The organism is Allomuricauda sp. XS_ASV26, from assembly GCF_041224615.1.
In the GTDB taxonomy this organism is placed as follows: Bacteria; Bacteroidota; Bacteroidia; order Flavobacteriales; family Flavobacteriaceae; genus Flagellimonas; species Flagellimonas alginolytica.
In genome coordinates, this window is the sequence record NZ_JBGFGK010000028.1 from 18,490 (window position 1) to 37,855 (window position 19,366).

Annotated in this window: 17 protein-coding genes; 10 read left to right on the top strand and 7 right to left on the bottom strand. The window is 41.2% G+C overall.

Translation table 11 applies throughout. From position 1 onward, the window contains the following. Nucleotides 1-91 precede the first annotated feature (91 nt). The 6 genes from AB9K32_RS03185 to AB9K32_RS03210 all read left to right on the top strand — a co-directional run bounded on the left by AB9K32_RS03185 (nucleotide 92) and on the right by AB9K32_RS03210 (nucleotide 8,814). Entirely contained in the window at nucleotides 92-964 is an 873-nt protein-coding gene (locus tag AB9K32_RS03185) for an AraC family transcriptional regulator (RefSeq protein ID WP_252079457.1), read from the top strand. 278 nt (nucleotides 965-1,242) lie between these two features. Continuing rightward, entirely contained in the window at nucleotides 1,243-1,959 is a 717-nt protein-coding gene (locus AB9K32_RS03190; protein ID WP_369884328.1) for a DUF2064 domain-containing protein, read from the top strand. A 65-nt stretch (nucleotides 1,960-2,024) separates the two neighbouring features. Then, on the top strand, nucleotides 2,025-5,276 hold the full coding sequence (locus tag AB9K32_RS03195) for a SusC/RagA family TonB-linked outer membrane protein (protein WP_369884329.1): 3,252 nt from the start codon (nucleotides 2,025-2,027) through the stop codon (nucleotides 5,274-5,276). A 9-nt stretch (nucleotides 5,277-5,285) separates the two neighbouring features. Then, nucleotides 5,286-6,728: a SusD/RagB family nutrient-binding outer membrane lipoprotein gene (locus AB9K32_RS03200; RefSeq protein ID WP_369884330.1), complete on the top strand. Its 1,443-nt coding sequence runs from the start codon at nucleotides 5,286-5,288 to the stop codon at nucleotides 6,726-6,728. 20 nt (nucleotides 6,729-6,748) lie between these two features. Then, entirely contained in the window at nucleotides 6,749-7,810 is a 1,062-nt protein-coding gene (locus AB9K32_RS03205) for a nucleoside hydrolase (RefSeq protein WP_369884331.1), read from the top strand. Nucleotides 7,811-7,830: 20 nt separating this feature from the next. Further along, entirely contained in the window at nucleotides 7,831-8,814 is a 984-nt protein-coding gene (locus AB9K32_RS03210; protein ID WP_369884332.1) for a phosphotransferase, read from the top strand. Nucleotides 8,815-8,909: 95 nt separating this feature from the next. On the opposite strand, the gene AB9K32_RS03215 is transcribed toward AB9K32_RS03210, so the two are convergent. The 4 genes from AB9K32_RS03215 to AB9K32_RS03230 all read right to left on the bottom strand — a co-directional run bounded on the left by AB9K32_RS03215 (nucleotide 8,910) and on the right by AB9K32_RS03230 (nucleotide 11,638). Next, nucleotides 8,910-9,284, bottom strand: a complete 375-nt coding sequence (locus tag AB9K32_RS03215) for a GTPase (protein WP_338194438.1) — start codon at nucleotides 9,282-9,284, stop codon at nucleotides 8,910-8,912. A gap of 9 nt (nucleotides 9,285-9,293) precedes the next feature. Then, nucleotides 9,294-10,061, bottom strand: coding sequence for a S9 family peptidase (locus AB9K32_RS03220; RefSeq protein WP_338194442.1), 768 nt, complete (start codon nucleotides 10,059-10,061; stop codon nucleotides 9,294-9,296). A 96-nt stretch (nucleotides 10,062-10,157) separates the two neighbouring features. Beyond that, complete coding sequence (locus AB9K32_RS03225) at nucleotides 10,158-10,871, bottom strand: TIGR04283 family arsenosugar biosynthesis glycosyltransferase (RefSeq protein ID WP_338194444.1); 714 nt, start codon at nucleotides 10,869-10,871, stop codon at nucleotides 10,158-10,160. Between the two features lie 11 nt (nucleotides 10,872-10,882). Further along, nucleotides 10,883-11,638 carry a DUF547 domain-containing protein gene (locus AB9K32_RS03230; RefSeq protein ID WP_338194447.1) on the bottom strand — a complete coding sequence of 252 codons (756 nt, stop codon included), beginning with the start codon at nucleotides 11,636-11,638 and terminating at the stop codon, nucleotides 10,883-10,885. A gap of 264 nt (nucleotides 11,639-11,902) precedes the next feature. Between AB9K32_RS03230 and AB9K32_RS03235 the strand changes: the two genes are divergently transcribed. From AB9K32_RS03235 to AB9K32_RS03250, 4 genes are all read left to right on the top strand, one after another. Beyond that, nucleotides 11,903-13,156, top strand: a complete 1,254-nt coding sequence (locus AB9K32_RS03235) for a spondin domain-containing protein (RefSeq protein WP_338194449.1) — start codon at nucleotides 11,903-11,905, stop codon at nucleotides 13,154-13,156. A gap of 640 nt (nucleotides 13,157-13,796) precedes the next feature. Beyond that, on the top strand, nucleotides 13,797-15,185 hold the full coding sequence (locus AB9K32_RS03240; protein ID WP_369884333.1) for an FAD-containing oxidoreductase: 1,389 nt from the start codon (nucleotides 13,797-13,799) through the stop codon (nucleotides 15,183-15,185). A 60-nt stretch (nucleotides 15,186-15,245) separates the two neighbouring features. Beyond that, nucleotides 15,246-16,400, top strand: a complete 1,155-nt coding sequence (gene egtB / locus AB9K32_RS03245) for an ergothioneine biosynthesis protein EgtB (RefSeq protein WP_369884334.1) — start codon at nucleotides 15,246-15,248, stop codon at nucleotides 16,398-16,400. Nucleotide 16,401: 1 nt separating this feature from the next. Next, the gene (locus AB9K32_RS03250) at nucleotides 16,402-17,355 is read left to right on the top strand and encodes an L-histidine N(alpha)-methyltransferase (RefSeq protein WP_224837074.1); all 954 of its coding nucleotides are present in this window, start codon (nucleotides 16,402-16,404) and stop codon (nucleotides 17,353-17,355) included. 84 nt (nucleotides 17,356-17,439) lie between these two features. Here AB9K32_RS03250 and AB9K32_RS03255 read toward each other — a convergent pair whose 3' ends face one another. From AB9K32_RS03255 to AB9K32_RS03265, 3 genes are read right to left on the bottom strand one after another with little or no spacing between them, the layout of a single operon-like run. Next, nucleotides 17,440-18,171, bottom strand: coding sequence for an isochorismatase family protein (locus AB9K32_RS03255; RefSeq protein ID WP_224837075.1), 732 nt, complete (start codon nucleotides 18,169-18,171; stop codon nucleotides 17,440-17,442). A gap of 58 nt (nucleotides 18,172-18,229) precedes the next feature. Next, the gene (locus AB9K32_RS03260) at nucleotides 18,230-18,400 is read right to left on the bottom strand and encodes a hypothetical protein (protein WP_252079470.1); all 171 of its coding nucleotides are present in this window, start codon (nucleotides 18,398-18,400) and stop codon (nucleotides 18,230-18,232) included. A gap of 4 nt (nucleotides 18,401-18,404) precedes the next feature. Next, nucleotides 18,405-19,190: a helix-turn-helix domain-containing protein gene (locus tag AB9K32_RS03265; RefSeq protein WP_338194462.1), complete on the bottom strand. Its 786-nt coding sequence runs from the start codon at nucleotides 19,188-19,190 to the stop codon at nucleotides 18,405-18,407. Nucleotides 19,191-19,366: the final 176 nt, after the last annotated feature.

Consider the following 19,366-nt stretch of genomic DNA (forward strand, 5'->3'; position numbering starts at 1 on the left):
GCAACTTTAATTGATTCAACAAAATTGCGACTTTAGGATACATTCCTGTGTGTGGCATATTCCCATATATTTGTACTATTCGGACATAGTTATGAAAATACCGGTTTTAAATATTCAAAATTTCCGAGAATCAAAACGGATGAACGAGGTGTATGTTAATTCCTTTTCTCGTCATTTGGAGTTTAACCGATGCCTTATCGATAAACCACATAGCCATGATTTTTACTTGTGCGTTCTTTTTTTGGAGGGTACCGGTACCCATGAGGTCGATTTTAAGACCTACCGGATTGGTCCCGGAAGGGTATTCTTTTTAAAACCGGGGCAAACCCATTATTGGAAATTCGATACCAAACCGGAGGGAATCATTTTTTTTCATTCACAGGCCTTTTATAATCTAAGGTTCCTAGGACACTCCCTTTCCATTTTTCCATTTTACGGTTCGCAACAGAATCCCCCAATGCTTAAAGTTCCAACAAGTGAAATACCGGTGTTGCAAATGAAATTTCAGGAGGCAATTGCCGAATATCGTGATAATAGAATGATGCGTGAGATTAAAATCCTAGGCTTGATAAATGATATCTACATCCAACTTTCTCGGATATATGCCTCCCAAATAGATTTGGATCATATTAACTATACACAAAGCACGGCATTATTGGATCGTTTGGAAATTTTGATCGATAAAAATTTTAAAGAGGAAAAGCTACCTAAATTTTATGCTGAGCAATTGAACATTACCACAAAGCACCTCAATAGAGTGGTAAAGCAAACCGTGAACAAAACAACTACCGAACTTATTTCCGAAAGGGTAGTACTGGAAGCCAAACGGTTAATTGTACACTCCAAACATAATTTGGCAGATGTAGCCTATGCGCTGGAATTTTCCGATTATGCCTATTTTTCAAAATATTTTAAAGCCAGAACAGGAATTACGCCTAAGGCTTTCCAGGAGTCCTACAAATAATTTATTTGAATTAACCGCAATCTTTTGATGGTCGCCCCCCTTGCTTAAACGGGCTACAAAGGACAAAACCCTAGCGTAAATTGTATTTAACACCTATTTTTTTGGTTTGATGTAACTAATATAAGGTGCTGATGCAGAGGTGATTTATGGATTTTGAGGCACTAATGGAATACTGTATTTAGGTCTTTTTTAAGATTTTTGGTAAGTATTGCAAATTGTTGTCGACCTATACCATGTTCCACGAACAATACTGAATGGACGGCATATAACTCCAAGAAATGATCAACAAGAAAATGGACCCGAACAATACAGCGCTGCTTGTATTTTCCTTATCCGCTAAGAAGGAAGTAGTGAGGAAGCCCATTGGTGATGGTCATAGGCCGGAAGAACAGGAAGCCTTATTCAATTTATTGATCGCCAACACGAGAAATTTGGCTGCGCAATGTGGTGTCGATTTTTATTGGGTAGATGAGCACGAACAAATAGGCGATAATTTTTCAAGCCGTTTTACAAATGCTTTTCAAAAACTGTTTGATGCCGGTTACGATAATGTAATCTCCATTGGGAACGATAGTCCGGATTTGACCACCCAACTTTTACAAGATGCCGTGCATAAGTTGGAATCAAACAAAATGGTACTGGGTCCATCTAAAGATGGAGGTGTTTATTTGATTGGTCTGAGCAAGGAAATATTTCACCACGGAACATTTCTGAACTTCCGTTGGCAAACTTCCTTTTTGTTGGACAGTCTAAAGGATCATATCGACACTCATAAAATAGATGTTGAAATTTTAAGGGAGCTTTCCGATATTGATTCCCGGAAAGATTTGGAGGACTATGCAAAATCTAATCCTACCTCTTTACTGAGCAAGTTATTCAAATTACTGATAGCATCGCTCAATCGCAAATGGAAACGAACTCTTGAAGCAGTTCCATTGGCACTACATCTTTCAAATGTAGGGTTAAGGGCACCGCCCGTTTTCAATTCTTTTTAGCAGAATATAACGGACAGTAGGTAGAGCTACTGCATAACATCATCAATTAATTTAACCATAAACATATGAGACCAATACTGATTGCAGTATTGCAATGCTATGTGTTTGCCTTGTTTGCACAGGAAAGCACGTACAGCTCCAGAGTGCTGGACGACAATCAATTGCCCATTCCCTATGCCGCGGTTTATGAAGAAGGGACTCAAAACTATACATCTACCGACGAAGATGGTTACTTTGAGTTGACAACCTCATCCAAAAAATTTACGCTACAAATTTCTTCCATAGGATACAGGCCATTGACAGTTCTAGTGGAGGACGGGACCCTGCCACTTACGCTCATTATGGAACCCTCCCAAGAACAACTGGACGAAGTCGTAGTGACCGCGTTGGGAATCGAGAAGGATAAACGTGCCTTGGTATCTGCCGTATCCACAGTAAGTTCGGATAAGTTGGTTACGGTTCCGCAGACCAATCTGGTCAATAGTTTGGCAGGGCAGGTAGCTGGGGTACAGATTACCAATGGTTCCAGTGGTGTGGGCTCATCCTCTAGGATCATAATACGAGGGGAAAACTCGTTGAGTGGAAGCAATCAGCCCCTTTTCGTGGTGGATGGTGTACCGATAAGCAACGAACAAATCACAAGCGACCTTGTAAATAATGGTGCCTTGCAAGAGGTCGATTTTGGTAACGGAAGTTCCGAATTTAGTCCGGACGACATAGAATCCATTTCTGTTTTAAAAGGAGCTGGATCGGCTGCGCTTTATGGGGCAAGGGCTGCAAATGGGGTAGTCCTGATTACTACAAAACGGGGCAATAGGGCCAAAGGCTTTGGAGTAAGCATCAATAGTAATTTCACCATAGAAACTTTGTTGACCTTACCGGATTACCAAAATGTATATGGATTGGGATTTAATGGGGCCTATGCTTTTCAAAATGGTACGGGTGCCGGAGTTGGTGACGGCGGAATCAGCAGTTATGGCCCAAGATTGGATGCAGGGCTACTGATACCACAGTTCGATAGCCCTTCGGTGGACATCAACGGGAATCCCGTTCGCGCAGGCGACGTGATTTCTCGAACATTGCCAGACGGTTCCTTTACACCCATTACCCCAACACCATGGGTGGCCAGACCGGATAATGTCCGCAACTTTTTTGAAACCGGAATAACCTATCAAAATAATATTGCCATTAGCAACACCACCGATAAGGGAAGTACGCGCGTATCCTACAGTAATTTGCGAAATGAAGGCATTTTGCCGAATACGGATCTAAAAAGAGACGGTATTGCATTGAGTGTTGATCAATTTTTGAGCGATAGGCTTAAACTGAGCACTTTTGTAAACTACATTAATACACGAAGTGGCAATAGACCCAATTTAGGGTACGGATATGAGAATGTACTTTATGGGTTTAATTGGACAGGTAGACAGACCAATATTGATTCTCTTAGGGATTATTGGCAAGCGGGACAGACGGGTAGGCAACATTTTGATATTAATTATTTATGGCTGACCAACCCCTATCTTACCCTCTTCGAGAATACCAATAGTTTCACTAAGAATCGGGTTCTGGGCAATGTGTCCGCAACCTACGATTTTTCAGAGCACCTATCGTTAAAGGTACGGGGTGGTTTGGATACCTATAATGATGACAGGGAGTTCCGTCGTGCGGTAAGTACCAATGCCAACCCATTTGGATCTTTTCGAAAGGACAATGTCCGTTTTACAGAATTGAACACCGATTTTTTGTTTACCTATACCAATAGTTTTAACGAAAATTGGAATTATGTTCTAACTGCAGGAGCCAATCGCCTAGATCAAAAAATCAACTATTCCTTCGCCGAAGCATCACAATTGGCAATTCCGGAAATATATACCTTGGCCAATTCCAGGGCCCCTTTATTGGGAAATAGCGAAAAGCTAGACAAAAGAATTAACAGTATTTATGGTACGGCCAATTTTGCCTATCGGAACCAGTTATATGCCGATTTCACTTTTAGAAACGATTGGAGCAGTACCCTGCCCACAGGTAATAATTCCTTTGGTTACTATTCCGCCGGATTGAGCTTTATTGCCTCCAATGCATTTGAGCTGCCCAAAGACATTACGTATCTAAAACTTAGGTTTAGTGCGGCATCGGTAGGTAACGATACCGATCCATTTCAAAATACGCAGACCTTTCGGCTAAATGGGAATTATGGCCCCAATTTTAGGGTAACGAACAGAACCGTGCTAAAAAACACCAATTTAAAACCGGAACGTTTGGATGCCTATGAACTAGGCCTCGAAACATGGTTCTTAAATGGAAGAATACAATTGGAGGGTTCTGCCTATCAAAATATCAGTAAGGATCAGATCATCTCAAGGCCCATTTCCAATGCGACAGGTTTTAATAGTTTTAATGAGAACGGTGGGGAGATACGCACGCGCGGGCTCGAGTTGATGCTGAGCGCTTCTCCGGTAAAAACAAACAGTTTTACCTGGAACACATCGGTCAACTTTAGCACTTTTAGGAGTGTGGTTACGGAACTGCCAGATGGGGTAGATCAATTTGTAACGGCTACAGCAAGTGTTTTTAGCGGTAGCGGAGGTTCCAATACCGTATTCTACATAGCCAGAGAAGGTGGACGCGTAGGCGATATGTACGGTACGGGGTTTGTACAGATAGATGGGCAAGATCTTTACGATAGCAATGGATTGCCCGTTCAGGATGCCAATTTGCGCAAACTGGGCAATTATAATCCAGATTTTACCTTGGGCTTCAATAACAACTTTTCTTATAAAAATTTTGACTTTACCATTTTGTTCGATTGGCGGCAAGGAGGCACCATCGTGTCCCGAACCAAGGCATTGGGAAGTACCTCCGGAGTATTGCAGGAAACCCTGTTGGGCCGTGAAGGGGGATCGGAAAGCACACAGTTTGTAGATGGTAATGGCGTAGTGGGTAATGGTGTGGTCAATATTGGGACGGTGGACAGCCCCCAATATGTCCCCAATACTACAGCAGTAGCGGCAAGTAGGTTCAACAATGCATTTTACGATAGAGGGAATGAGGCCAGTGCCCTGTACGATGCCTCTTATGTTAAATTAAGGCAGCTCAGTATCTACTATACCTTTCCCCGGAAAATGACAAAATCCTTGGGAGTGGAAAACTTAAAGCTTGGCCTTATTGGCAGCAATTTATTATTGTTTACCGAAAATCCGCATTTCGACCCAGAGCTCAATGCGCTCCAAGAACGCAATATTGTGTACGGCGTTGAGGATTTTTCTTATCCATCCACTAGAAGTTTTGGTGTAAGCCTAAAGACCAATTTTTAAGAAGAAACTATGAAAAATATATCTCTGATTTTAATCTGTATCTGCTTGTCCAATATCAGTTGTACAACGGATTTTGAATCCATAAACGAGAACCCGAACGAGCCGCAAGAGGTAAGCCCGGAGTTTTTGCTGACCAATGTAATTGCCGATTTCAGCAATGAGCATACCTACAATCAAGGTCTAAGGCTCAATAACTATTTGGCACAGTTTAATGCAGATATTGAGTTTGAACGCATAGATAGATATGAACTGGGCAGCAATAGCGGATATTGGAATTTGATCTATGGCCTTTTGGCCGATTTGGAATCAATGAAAACCTTGCCAGGGTATAATGATGCCTATGATGGGGTGTGCGAAATTCTTCGCAGTTACCTATTTTCACAACTCACCGATATTTGGGGAGATGTCCCGTACACCGATGCCATACGTTTTTCGGAGGCAAACTTTACACCTGAATATGATACACAAGAGCGTATTTATATAGACCCGGAGAACGGAATTCTTGCCCGACTGGAAAAAGCTGCAGTCAAACTTGAAAATACCACCGAAAGTATCCGTGGGGATATCATGTTCAATAATGATCTGAACAAATGGGTGCGGTTCGCTAATTCACTCCAAGTGCGGTACTATCTCCGAGTAAGCATGAGAACCTCGGATTTTGACAGACTGCAACAATTGGCCAATGGCAATAAACTTATGGAATCGAATGCCGATAATGCAATACTGCCCTATCTGAGCTCCGCTCCAAATCAGTTTCCCTTGTTCAGTGCATCAACAGGTATTTATCAAGGTCTAAAAATGAGTGAAACGGTGGAACGGATATTAAAAGAATGGGACGATCCCAGGATAGGTGTATTCTTTAACCCTACTCAAGAGAGTCTTCTCAACGGTACACCGGAGTTCAAGGGGATGCCCAACGGATTAAGTACCCAGACAATTAGCGAAATGGGAATTGTACTGAACGATGTGTCCAATATGTCCGATAGGTTTCGGGTGGTTCCCGATGGAGTGGATGCACAGCTCATGTTGTATTCAGAAGTGCAGTTTGCCCTGGCCGAAGCTACGGAAAGGGGATTTATCACCGGAAATGCCCAAACCTTCTACGAAAACGGTATTAGGGCACATTTTGAATATTACAATGCAGAAATCCCGGGAGATTATTTCACTAGGGAGGTTATTGCGCTCAATGGGAGTATGGACGAGAATCTGGAAAAAATCCTTACCCAAAAGTGGTTGAGTCTATTTATGGTAGGGCACGAGGCATGGTTCAATATCCGTCGTACCGGAATACCGGAGCTCAGCCCTGGAATAGACAACTTTAACAGCGATAGATACCCATCACGTTATCTGTATCCCGAATCGGAACAAGCAGCCAACAGGGAGAACTATGAACAGGCCGTATCTAGGTTGGGAGGGGATAACATCAATATAAAGAGTTGGTGGGAAATGTAAACTGAACAAAACAATCAAAAATGAAGAGAGTTAATAAATTACCAATACTAATATTTATAATCACAATTAGTGCAACCTTGTCAGTAGCGGCCAATGTTACCCGGGGCAAGGCCAATATCACCGAGCCTGATACATGGGGTGGGGAGTCCTTCACTAAAAAAAGGGTTTGGGTCGATACCGATCTAGCAGTGGGAATGAAAAGGTATCATAGAGATGGGTATAGCGATGTGGACGATGGTTATGCCGTACTACAATTATTCAAAGCAGACCATATTCATGTCGTGGGTATCAGTGCTGTGTTTGGCAATACCAAGATCGATGATGCATTTAGACTTAGCAAGGAAATGGTAAGTGAATTTTCACCATATCCCATTCCCGTGTACAAGGGTGCGGGCGAAAAATTGGATTTGCAGGATATAAGAACGAACAACGCGGTAGAATCCCTGGCAGAAGCCTTGCGTAGGGAGCCATTGACCATATTGGCCATTGGGCCAGCAACTAATGTGGGCTTGTTGTTGCTAAAGTACCCAGAACTGGCACCAAGGATTCAAGAAGTTGTCCTGGTCGCTGGACGTAGGACCCCTACTTCTTATTTTGAAATTGGAAGTCCGGTTCGCCACGCTCCCGATCTTAATTTCGACCTAGATAATGATGCTTTCCGTATCCTTTTTCAGAGTGGGGTAAAAGTGGTTCTATGCCCATTTGAAATTTCAAATAAAGTTTGGTTAACGGCCAAGGATTTAGATGATTTGAAAAACGGAACCCCCGGAAATAATTGGCTCTCCGAAAAATCAAGACCATGGTTGCAACAGTGGGTAGATGCTGGCGATGTAGGTTTTAATCCGTTCGATGTGCTGGCCAGCCATTATCTTATTGCGCCGGAAGATTTGGTTATGGAACCCCTTGTGGCACGATTGGAAATCCATAAAAATGATATGAGGGAACAAAAGGGCAACCAGTACTTTAAACAATATCTTTTATGTGATAAAGAAGAGGGATATCCGATTCTTTACTGCTACGATGTTGTTCCCGGATACCATCAAAAATTGATGGAAAGCCTCCTGAAAACCTACGAAAATTAAGTGTAAAAGCAGCATTTTAAATGATTAAGATCACCAAGAATATAAAAGAGCTGGAAGAGTACCTCCATCGACAAAAATGGTTGGGGATAAATGAACATATTACTGCCGTGGAAGTCCCCGGAGAAGGGAATATGAACTTTACACTTAGAGTAAGGACGGATCAAGGCAGCTTTATCCTAAAACAAAGCCGCGATTATGTAGAAAAGTATCCACAGGTTTCGGCACCTGTGGATAGAGCAATGAGGGAGTCAGAGTTCTACAACTTAGTGGCCGACCATAATTTACTTAAACGGCAGATGCCGGCACTCCTTGGGGTCGATGTGAACAATTATGTTCTGAAATTACAGGATTTGGGCGAGGGTGTGGATTATTCATTTCTGTACGAGGAAGCAAGTAGTTTGGATGAGGTTGAATTGCAAGAAATAATTGGATTTGTGGCCGAACTTCATACCAGTGTCCATTTGGGCAAAACTGGCAGATCACTTCCCAATCGTAAAATGCGCAAACTTAACCATGAACACATTTTTATTTACCCATTTCTTAAAAACAATGGGTTGAATTTGGATGATATACTTCCCGGGTTAAATGAAATTGGCAACAGCTATAAAGAGGATGTGCCCTTATTAAAGAAGGTGGAGCAATTGGGAGAGCGCTATTTAAAGGATGGCAGTGTATTGCTGCACGGGGATTATTTTCCCGGTAGCTGGTTAAAAACAGATGCAGGTGTTAGGATCATTGATCCGGAATTCTGTTTTTTTGGTGAACCCGAGTTTGAGATCGGGGTAACCTTGGCACACTTAAAATTGGCCGCACAGCCACAAATAATTTTTAACAAAGCTCTTGAAAGTTACATGGACAGGGCGCCACTGCAAAAGGAGCTCTGTTTTCAATTTATGGCTACAGAGATACTTAGGCGTATATTGGGATTGGCGCAACTGCCTTTGTCGATAGGTCTCACGGAGCGCATTGAACTTTTACAAGAGGCTAAGGATCTTTTGGTTTGATATATTGAGAAGCCTAACCACCACCAATGATTTAGCATTGTACATTGAAAGAAGAGTATCTCTTAATGTACCAAAACATTTTTGGAGTACTTCGACTACTTGTTTAGAAGATGTTTTATCCTTTCGATAAGATCATCTACCGAAGTTAACTGTCCCAATTCCGATGCATTTAAAAGTGTATATAGTTCTCCAGTGTTCTTTTTTACCAGAATAATGGGCAACTGTTTGTTCAGGAGGTCAATATTGACCTCTAGAGCTTCGTCCCTATGTAAAAACCTCTTATTATATGGAATTGTTTCCAAAAATGAGGCCCACTTTTTATTGACTCCCACATGACCATGGGTTAGTTGGCACAACGAACATGGATAGGTGGATGGAGAAAATATCTTGTGGGCAAAATCACTTACCACACTAAAAACATCCGATTTGGCATTGTAAATAAAAATGATTTCCTGATCAAAGTTTTTCATGATGCTCGATTAATTTTGGGATAGATACCTATGGGACCACGCTGCGATAATTTTGCCAGCATAAAGAGAATCTTCCTTGTTGGAGAGTAAATGGTCTGCACCGTCCAAAGAGACAAAACTTTTGGGATGCTTTGCGGATTGATAGATTTTAGCGGCATTTTCGATGGACACGGTCATGTCCTGCGGTGAGTGCATTACCAATAAAGGCTTTTTTATACTTTGGAGGATCGGGACCATATTTTTATTTTTAATGTCCTCCAAAAATTGCTTTTTAACCTTAAAATCTCGACCTCCAATAGATACCAACGCTTCACCATCCATAAGAATTTGATCTATGTTATCCCTTAACAAATGGGATACATGTTCCGGCTGCGAAGGAGCTCCAATGGTGATCACCGCTTTTAGTTGAGGTAAACGGGCGGCCGCAAAAATAGCGGCAGCACCTCCTAAAGAATGCCCAATAAGCATGGAAGGGTACTCGTAATGTTCACGTATATGGGCGGCCATATCCTCAAGATCCTCTACGTTCGAAGAGAAATTGGTGTTTTCAAATTCACCTTCGCTATCACCCAGACCGGTAAAATCGAATCGAACAACAGCAATACCACTTTTGGTCAAAGCCTTACTGATATTCCTGACGGCAGTAAGGTTTTTGTTGCAGGTAAAGCAATGGGCAAACAAGGCATAACCCAATTTGGGCGAAGTTAACGGTAACTCCAATTTTGCCGATAATGTATGACCTTGCCTATTTTTAAATGATATCTTTTCCAGTTTCATGTATGTAATGGTCGGATGAATTCGAAATTCCTTCCATAATGGGTCGGAACAGGTAATTAAACCACTTTAAAGAAGTATACTAGTTGGGCTGCGGTCTTATTCACGGCTTCCGCTTTTAAGATATTTAAGGCTCTTGTTGTAAAAAAAGTTTAACTCTTTGGCATCTGCACCGAACCATCTTTTTGCATAAATCCGCAAATGTAGCCATTGAAGCTTCCAAACCCCTATGTTGTTGTAGTGTCTCGCTGAAGTAACAATGGGTTCGTTGACCACTTTGAACCGGGTATTTTTGTAGATTCTTTTTATGAGCTCAATATCCTCATAAACTTCATAATCCTCATTAAAGCCGTTCAGGGTATAAAATAGGTCATGGTCCATAAAAAGGGACTGATCACCTCCTCTACAAGATATATGATTGACCGCAGTTGCCCACCCCATGAGTTTTAGCCACCAGTGATCACTATCAAATTGAAGCCTAAAACAACCGGCCCTGATGTTTTTGTTTACAAGGAGTACCTCATAAATTGCCCGGTCATAATATTTTGGGGGGAAACTATCAGCATGTAAAAAGTAGAGAATGTCTCTCTTGGCAATATTTGCACCGGCATTCATCTGCCTGGCCCTCCCTTTTTTGGATTGTACATATCGGATATTCGAGTATCCGGTCAGTTGCACTCCAATTTCATCACTGCTTCCACCATCGACCACAATAATTTCCCCTACATAGCCAAACGCATTGGCATTAAGATGGTCGATCAATTTGCGGATTCCCTTGGATTCGTTGAGAACCGGAATAATAATACTGATCATAACAAGTTTTGTTACCTACCGTTCAGGTTCCAGTCGTATTCCAAATAGCTTACTTTGGCATCCTCGGCAATATTTACATTGGTGTAGGTATTTATGTAAGCTCGTATGTCACCGTCCAAGAAATCGTTCTTGTACCACTTAAATATTTTGGAGAGTTCTAAATGGTCTTTTTCAATTCGATTTCTATCAGATTCAATGAATTCGTAAGTGACGCGTTCCAACTGTTCGTCCAGGGTTTCCGGCAGGTAGACCTCGTTCAATAGTTTTGGGCACGAAGCCGACGCACAATTTATCGCAAAATGAATCCTTGGTTCATCCATTTTTCGAAGGATCTCGTGCTCAAGGTCTCCCAAAGAGATCACATTACCCCCTAGTGGGATTAATTTTTGGTCCCACGGTTGGTTGATTTTTTTGATACTGCTAGTTGGATAATTATCCAAGATCAATAAAACCGTATAGGAATTGTACAGGTTAATGTAATAGGACAGTTTTGCATTTCTGCTCCAATTTCCGGAGGGTTGTTTCTCTTTCAGGATGTTTACATAGGATTCCAAAACGTGCTTTTCCTTTAAGAGCCCGCTATAGTCAACTTGTCCTGTATCGTCCACATACTGTTGCAATAAGAATTGCCAAAGCGTATGGTCCGGGTAGGTGGGGTTTTGGAACCCGTTGGTCTCGTATGGCATAAGCTTACCATGGTCTTTTGTTGGGGTCGCAACCAAGGTGATGGTTTGGATCAGAATGGTGAATAACAGCAAATACTTCATCAGTGGAATACATTTTATTGGGTGAGCATAGTCGGATTAAAAGGACCGTCCTAACACTTTGCAATGAATTAAACTATAAAAAATCATGGTTGTATGCTTAACAAGTGATAAAAACAGTTTATAGCGTCACTTAAGCCCACTGTTGGTATTTTCCTGTTTTGGGTTTTAACAAAAGTTTATCGTAAGGCACAAAAACAATGGGCGACAAGTTTTCATATCAAAATAATGGTCCGATGACCAAATAATATAAAAATTAAAGAATAAATGAAAACGAGTTTTATTTTAAGAAGTTTGGTCTTGACCGCATTAATAGGCCTTTCAAGTTGCAGTAATGATGATAATGGTAATGCTTCCCCAGAGATACCTTCAGGAAATTTTGTGGTCACGATTGAAAACACATTTGAAACCAAGCAATATTTTGTGAACGGAACTATTGGATTTATAGCCCCAGGGAATACAGAATCCTACACCTTTAATGCAGGTAAAGGGCATTATTTAAATTTTGCTACCATGTTTGTTCAATCCAATGACCTATTTTATGGCTTTGATGAAGCAGGAGTTCCCCTTTATAACGAAAATGGCGAGGCATTGACTGGAGATGTTACCTCCTATATAAGTCTATGGGACGCTGGTACTGAGGTCAATGAGGAGCCAGGAGTCGGGGTGAATCAGGCTCCAAGGCAAGCAGGGCCAAATACTGGAGACGATGAAAACGGTACAGTTAAGCTCATTTCCGAAGTGAATGATGGTTTTGTATATCCGGAAGTGGCTGAGGTAATAAAGGTAACCTTAACTCATGATGGGGGAACAGAGTTCACAATGACCATAGAAAATGTTTCTAACGTTGCAAGTTTTGCAACTCCATTGGCACCGGGAGTTTGGGTAGTTAGTGGCCCAGAACAAACCCCATTGTTTACAGCTGGGATTGAATCATCTGAAGGATTGGAGCGTATAGCGGAAGACGGTGATAATTCGATTTTGGATACTCAGTTTACTTCGGAAAGTGGATTTGTATCACCTTTTGCACCAGGTGCCTATAGCGTAAATGGAGCTGTTTATAGTATTGGAGGTAGTGCTTCGGAAGCTTTGGAGGCAATGGCTGAAGATGGGAATCCATCAGGTTTTGACAATATTTTTAATACACCTGTCGGAAAATCTGGGCCTGGACCAATTTTTCCGGGAGAATCCTATTCTTTTGAGTTTACAGCAAGTGAGGGGGATGTTTTATCATTTGCAACCATGTTGGTACAATCCAATGATTGGTTGATCGGCGCCAATGAAATTAACTTGTTTAATAACGGAATTCCCACTAGCGGAGATATTACCGATAGATTGGAACTAGTTGATGCCGGTACAGAGGTAGATGAATATGCCGGTGCTGGAAACAATCAACCTACGCGTCAAGTTGCTGCGAATACAGGTGAAGAAGAAAATGGAACCATTGCAATAGAACAAACGGTCGGTGCCCATGTCCCCACAATCGACCAGATGATCAGGGTTACAATTACAGCTAACTAAAAGTTCATAATAGTGATTGTTGTTACGAAGGGCCATTTTGTAAAAAGAAATGGCCTTTTTTTTAATACACAACCGAAAGAAAGATATACCAAACCTTGTTCCAATTTTAAACCAGTATCTTGTATTTTGAAAGCGAAGGCCCGTTCTAATGTACTTGCCTTTTTCAAATAGGGAAAGGTCAATTGTTTCCCCTTACTTGTCAAATCAATCAATACATCAATATCTATATACACCATGAAAAATATATTGCTCGTTTTATTGTTGCTCATATCCCTGGCCATGATTTTTATCTCATACAAAGCAGCTATACCAGCTCCAGGACTAACCGGGTTGGGCTTTATTGTTATTTCGATCTTGTTTTACAATCGCAAAGATTAGTAAGTGTGTAGTAGGGGCTTGTTCGAAGCAAAGATTTTAATTCGTGAGTTTTGGATAAATCGTAGCATACCCAAGGAAGAATTGATAGGGTCAATGTTGTTTTTGTAATGGCTGAAAATCAGAAAGATTCTTTATTGAATAGGAGAAAGGTAGCCATTAAAAAAAGATAAAGGTTAACTATCGGGGAAAAGAACGACTTAAAATCATAGAAGAATGATCCATTGCCAAATGGTCAGAAAACAACACAACTTAAAAACGAAATATGCACACTAAAGAAATCAAGAATTTTGACGCTATCGTTATCGGATCCGGACAGGCGGGAACCCCGTTGGTTTTCAAGCTAGCTTCCCAAGGGCAAAAAGTTGCTTTTATAGAACGGGAGCATTTCGGCGGGACCTGTTTAAATGTTGGATGTACGCCCACCAAAACTTATGTGGCCAGTGCTCGGCGCATGTGGGAGGCGAAACATGGCGACGAACTCGGTATTGAAATCCCCACTGGAGCAAAAGCCAATCTGGGCAAAATTAAAGCGCGAAAGGACGCTCTGATAAAAAAATCGGTAGATGGTATTGCCCAAGGAGTGAAGAACAATAAAAATATTAGTTTTTTTAAAGGCGAAGCTTATTTCGAGGACCATAAAGTGGTTGCCGTAAACAACGAACTTTTAACGGCCGAAGAGATTTACATTAATGTTGGTGGGAGTGCATTTATACCAGAAGGCTATGGGGATGTTCCTTACCTTACCAATCAAAGTATTTTGGAGCTCGAGGAAATCCCAGAACATTTAGTGGTAATTGGAGGTAGTTATATAGGTCTGGAATTTGGTCAAATGTTTGCCCGATTGGGTGCTAAAGTCACAATAATTGAACGGGGCAGCGCCATAATTGGGAGGGAAGACCCGGAGACCAGTCAAACAATCCAGCGTATTATGGAGAAAGAAGGCGTGGACTTTAGATTAGGGGCAGAATGTATTGCCGCCCAAAAAGATGAGAACGGTGGAATTGTTGCCAAAATTAATTGTTCTAAAGAAGGAGCTATCGAAATTAAAGGCAGCCATCTCTTACTGGCCGTTGGCAGAAGGCCCAATACCGCAAACTTACAACTCGATAAAACCGGTGTAAAAACCAACGAAAAAGGATTCATAGAGGTCAACGATCATTTGGAAACCAACATCCAAGGGATATTTGCTTTGGGCGACTGCAATGGAAAAGGCGCTTTTACGCACACCGCATACAATGATTACGAAATTATCGCTGAAAACAAGTTCGAGGGTAAAAACCGTAAAGTATCCGATAGAATTTTAACCTATGGCCTTTTTGTGGACCCACCCTTGGGTAGAGTCGGGATAACAAAGAAAGAAGCAGAAGAAAAAGGATTGGATGTCCTGATTGGGCATCGACCGTTCAGTAAGATAGCACGCGCCAAGGAAAAAGGTGAAACCGAAGGCTATATGAGTTTGGTGGTGGACGCCAACACAAAAAAAATATTGGGCGCCACTATATTGGGAGTGGGCGGTGATGAAATAATCAGCGGAATTATCAACATTATGTATGCCGATAAGAGTTATGAGGTAATACGGGATTCTGTACAACCTCACCCAACTGTTTCAGAATTGATACCAACAATGCTGGAATCTTTGACTAAATTGTAAAGCAAATCAACAAATAGGAAAACCGTCCAGTTTTAATCAATCAGAAAAATATAGCACAGAATGAACCTTACCGAACAGTTTTTAAAGACTCGAGAAAAAACTGAAACCATATGCAGTCCCTTACAAACAGAAGATTATGTAGTGCAGCCCATAGTGGATGTATCACCTCCAAAATGGCATTTGGCCCATACCACATGGTTTTTTGAACAGTTTGTATTGGTAAATTTTGACCAAAGCTATAAGGTATTTCACCCTGACTTTGCCTTTTTGTTTAATAGTTACTATAATAATTTGGGCGAAAGGACCCTTAGGCACGATCGGGGCTTTATGACCCGTCCGAGTGTTTCGGTCATCTATGAGTATAGAAAATATGTAACAAGTGCTATTCAGGAACTGTTGGATGGCAAGCCCGATATTGAGGTGATACAATTGGTCGAAATTGGAATCAATCACGAACAGCAGCATCAAGAATTATTGGCATACGATATCAAGTATATTTTAGGCACTCAGCCCACATTTCCATCGATAGGAGATTATTTTGGTCTTAAAGAAGAGTCCCATGAACAGAAATGGCTTTCCTTTTCGGAAGGATTATATGAAATCGGGCATCAGGGCAACACGTTTTGTTTTGATAACGAACGGCCGTCCCATAAAGTTTTTATCCAAGATTTTCAGATGAGCAACAAGTTGGTGACCAAGGGGGAGTTTTTGGAATTTATGGAAGATGGAGGTTACAAAAACTTCAATCTCTGGCACGATGAAGGTTGGCATTACATCCAAAATAATGGTATCGATAGCCCTCTGCACTGGCATCATAAAAACGGTGATTGGTACGAATATCAATTCAACGGACTGGACAAAATAAATTTAAAATTGCCCGTCTCCCACATATCCATGTACGAGGCATATGCATATGCCAATTGGAAAGGGATGCGCTTACCAACCGAATTTGAGTGGGAGGTTGCTTCACAACAGATTGAATGGGGCCAACTTTGGGAATGGACCAATTCGGCACATTTGCCATATCCGGGCTTTACCCAGGCCAAGGGTGCAATAGGCGAATACAATGGAAAGTTTATGCTGAACCAAATGATATTACGGGGAGCATCCGTTGCCACAACACATGACCACCTAAGAAATACATACCGTAATTTTTTCCCTGCATCCAGCAGATGGGCCTTTTCTGGGATCCGACTTGTAAAAAACCAAAATTAGAATGTCCGATTTTTTCGACCATGTAAAAGAAGGTCTGCGCAAGTCGCCCAAAGCACTTTCTTCACGGTATTTTTATGATGCAAAGGGAGATGCCCTGTATCAAAAAATAATGAATTTGGAGGAGTATTACCTTCCTCGTAGCGAAATGCAGATCATTGAAAACCAAAGTGTCCAAATGGCCCGCGATATTGCATTGGTCCACTCCCGTTTGCAAATTGTGGAGCTGGGAGCGGGAGATGGCACCAAGACCAAGCACTTGCTCAAACATTTTAAGCCGCATTTTAACTCGCTCGAGTATGTGGCCATGGATATTTCCGACAATGTCCTGGCCATAAACGAAAAAGAAATAAAAAGTGAAACAGAGCCAATAAAATACAAAGGTGTGGCCGGTGATTATTTTGAGACCTACAAAACCATGCCAGCTACGCAAGATGGAAGACTTGTCATGTTTTTAGGGGCCAATATTGGCAACTACACCGGCAGTGATATTTCTGAGCTTTTTACCTTCGTTAAATCCAAACTAAAGGATACCGATTATTTTTTGGTGGCATTCGACCTGGTAAAACATCCTCGAAAAATTATGGCCGCTTACGATGATAGTAAAGGCATAACCAAACAATTCAACCTTAACTTACTGGAAAGGATGAACAGGGAGTTGGGTGCAAACTTCAACCTTGGGCAATTTGATCATTTTCCATATTATGACCCACTTACGGGCGTGGCATCCAGTCAAATAGTAAGCTTAAAAAAACAAATTGTTGAGTTTTCACAAGGATTCACAGTTTCTTTTGACCTCTTTGAAGCGATTCATACCGAAATTTCCAAAAAGTTCTTTTTGAGCGATATTGAAGAGGTAGCCGAAGAGTCCGAAATGAATATTGAACAAACGTATTTCGATACGGATAAAGGATACACTTTTGTTTTGTTTCGACCCCAAAAATATGGAATGGATTGATTTGCTTCAACTGTGACAAAACACAAATGGCAGGGCAATATTGCCCTGCCAATTTTTAGTGACTGTTCTTGTTTTCTGATGCTTTTATTTTAGCGACTGCTTAAATTCTTCCGTGGTGTACACATGGCTGGCCACAAAACGATAATTAATTTCTGCGGCTACGTTTCCATCATATCCGGGAGCAACGGCAGAAGCTGTTGCATCTACCACTACGGCAACTTCGAAGCCGTCTTCCAGCAGTTCCCTTAGATGCGATTCTACACATAGGTTTCCGGACATTCCTGCCAAAACAACCTTATCGATTTTCTGCTTTCTCAACTGCAAGCTAAGATCGTTCTGCTCGGGCCCGTACACTTTATGGGGACCTACGACCGTTACAAAATCCTTGTTGATGTATTTTTTGTATCGGGGAAGCCAATCAGCACCGGATCCTTCGAACCCTTCTTTGTTGAGCTGGTCGCCTCGGTCAAACATTCCTATGTCGTGCATTAGTTTTTCCAATGCCCCTTCAAATTTCCATTTGTGATCGTGCTCGTAATAATAATGTGGAGAAATAAATACTTGAATTCCATGTGCTTCAGCCAATTGGAACAGCGTTTCCAAATTTTCAACGGTATTGTTTTTAATCACACTCTCTCCAATGACTCCCCAAGTTACGCCATCGGGGCTCAAAAAATCATTTTGAGGGTCGGTTATAACAATGGCCGTGGTGTTGTCCACTGTAAATCCGGGGTCTGGAATTTGAGCATGGGCGCAGGGGACACAAGCAAGAAGGAAAATGTACAAAGCAATAGGATTGAATAAAATTGATTTCATAATTTTAAAGATTAATTGATTTTACAATAATTTGATTGTTTTTATGATTTGGTCTTTTCTAAATAAATAGACCGGTTTCATCATTGTTAAATTCCAGTTCTTCTTGAACCTTGTTCAGTGTTTCCTGGTTTTCCGCATTCTGCGCACTGTATTTATACCTTGAAACAGACAGTCTTCTAAGGAATTTGGCCAATAACATTTCTACAAAGAATAAGGGTTGATGAATCACTGGTTTAATTCAGCATGGCTAAGTTGTTCTGAAATGTTTTTCGATATTTTAAGGGTGGTATACCAAAGTTGGATTTAAATAGTTTGGAAAAATGGCTAGGGTTTTCACAACCCACCCCGAGACCGACCTGAATAACACTTTCATCTGTGGAAATGAGAAGCTTTTTAGCTTCTTCCAGCTTTATTCGAGTTATAAACTGATGTGGTGTTTCACCTGTGGTTCTTTTAAATACACGAGTAAAATAATGCATGCTCAGCTCAACCAATTTGGCCAATTCAGAGGTTAGAACAGGACGATCTATATGTTTTTTTACATATCGATGTATCTTATGTATTTGAAAAGGAGTCAACCCCATTTTTAGTTTACAGTTCAACTGCGATTCTATGTTCTCTCTTTTTACCAAGTAATCGCCCAGGGTAACTATCATATTCTCCAAATGGGATTGTCTGTCCATGGGACTCATCAATAGTTCCTGGATCAGGTAAAGTGCAAGCTGGTTGCTAAGCGGGGTTTCCAATATTGGTACAGGAACAAATTTATCGGTATCCATGTCAAGGTTCATTAAACCGAATGTTCCATTGTACATACCGATCACCAAAGGTGCGGTAGGGTTAAAATCGGGAGCTGTGTTGAGTGAATAGATAAATTCAAAAGTATCTGCCCCATCAGTGCTATCTTTTTGGTTTTTAGTGTCCTGGATAAGAAAAAGGACAACGGTCGAGTTTCCGATCGTCTGTTTTATTTCCTTTCTATTGATATGGGAGTTTTTGATGTGGTTGATATATCTCATGGCTTTTCTTTTTATATGGGTTAGCTGCAACGGACAGGGTTGCCTATCAATTATCTTATATGCTTCTTGTTTTAAGGGCCCTGCAGGATCGCCCCTTGAACACATTTCAAAATTACTGATGCATAGGTGAGGTAACTAGTTGGAGTTTCTTAATGCGGACAGTTTTCTTACCAATG